Origin of the sequence: Paenibacillus sp. 23TSA30-6 (genome assembly GCF_014858585.1) — a bacterium.
Lineage (GTDB): Bacteria > Bacillota > Bacilli > Paenibacillales > Paenibacillaceae > Paenibacillus.
The window spans coordinates 1-1,699 of the sequence record NZ_SLTL01000085.1 but is presented as its reverse complement, the minus strand read 5'-3'; the positions used below and the strand labels follow the sequence as shown (position 1 = coordinate 1,699).

The 1,699-nt window shown below is 56.3% G+C and carries 1 protein-coding gene; it reads right to left on the bottom strand.

From position 1 onward, the window contains the following. On the bottom strand, positions 1-1,699 hold a 1,699-nt coding region (locus tag E0698_RS26185; protein ID WP_238354175.1), incomplete at both ends, for a condensation domain-containing protein.

Here is a 1,699-nt window from a genome sequence, read left to right as displayed (position 1 = left end):
GCAGCGTGGCCGCCAAGCGGTTCGCCCGCTCGTTCAGCTCCGCATACGTAAGCCGGTCGTTCTCGTACACGACGGCCTCCGCTTCCGGCGTGCGCTCCGCCTGTTCCTCGAACAGCCGGTGGAACGCCGCCACAGGAGCCGCTTCCGGCTGCGCCGGGTTGAACGCGCCGAGAATTTGTTCTTTTTCCTCTGCCGTCAGCAAGTTCAGCTCGGCGATCTTCGCATCCGGACGGCTTACGATCGTTACGAGCAGCTGCTCGTAATGTTTCGCCAGCCGTTCGATCGTCTCCCTTTTGTAGAGAGCCGTCGCATATTCGAAGCTGTAATCCAAGCCGCCGTTCTCCTCGCCCACATCCAAGCTGATATCAAACTTCGCGGTATCCAGTGCGCTCGGATAAGGAATCAGGCGAAGCCCTTCCAGCTCAAATTCCTCGTTCTCCGTATTCTGCATCGTAAACAGCGTGTCGAAGAGCGGATTGCGGCTTAAATCACGGGTGACTTGCACCTTGTCCACCAATTCTTCGAACGGATAGTTTTGATGCTCGAAGGCGTGGAGGGTCGTTTCTTTGACTTCGTTCAGGTATGACAGGAATGTCTTCTCCGAAGCCGGATAACTGCGGATAGCCAGCGTGTTTAAGAAAATCCCGATCAACGGCTGCACATCTCCATGATTCCTTCCGGCAATCGGCGTACCGACGATCAAGTCTTCCTGACCTGAATATTTATGCAGAAGGACGTTATACGCCGCAAGCAGCACCATAAACAGCGTCGTGCCCGTTTCCGAGGCCAGCTGCTTCAGGCCGTCGGTTTTCGAAGCGTCAAAGAAAAACTCCAGCGTTTGGCCTTCGTAGCTCTGCACGGCCGGACGCGGATAGTCGGTCGGCATTTCCAGCACCGGAAGCTCGCCTTGGAACATGTCCAGCCAGTACGCCTCCTGACGCTGAAGCCGTTCCTTCTGCTCCTGCGAATGCTGCCAAACGGTGTAGTCTTTGTACTGAATGCGCAGAGGCTCCAATTGCTCGCCGCCGTACAAGCGGACGAATTCTTCAACAAAGATTTCCATCGAGACGCCGTCGGAAATAATATGATGCATGTCGTACATTAGAATATGGCGTTCCGGAGCCAGCTCGACAAGGCCTACCCTCAGCAGCGGAGGCTTCGCCAAGTCAAACGGACGGACGAAACGGCGAACCGTCTCTTCGGCCTCTTGCTCATCCGCTCGATAGAACTCCACGGCAAAATTCACGTCCTGGTAAAACCGCTGCGATGCTTCGCCATCCACCATTTCGAACCCGGTGCGCAGCATTTCATGCCGCGCCACGAGCTTACGGAACGCTTCTTCGAACCTTGCCCGGTCCAAAGCACCCTCCAGCAGCATCGCTTCCGGCATGTTGTAGCTAAGCTCCGCGCCTTCCAGTTGATTCAGGATAAAGAGACGTTTTTGAGCAAAAGATTGCGGGTACACCTCTCGGTCATCCGCCACCGGAATGGCAACGAATGTCTGCTCATCCAGCCGGGAAATGGCGGCCGCCATGCTCTCGATCGTGGAATGGCGGAACACGTCGCGCAGCGGCAGATCCACGTTCAACTCTTTATGAATCTTGCTGACCAGCGTCGTCGCCCGCAGGGAGTGGCCGCCGATGTCGAAGAAGTTGTCGTGAACGCCAATCTCCTTCGCAAGCCCCAGCACCTCCTGCCA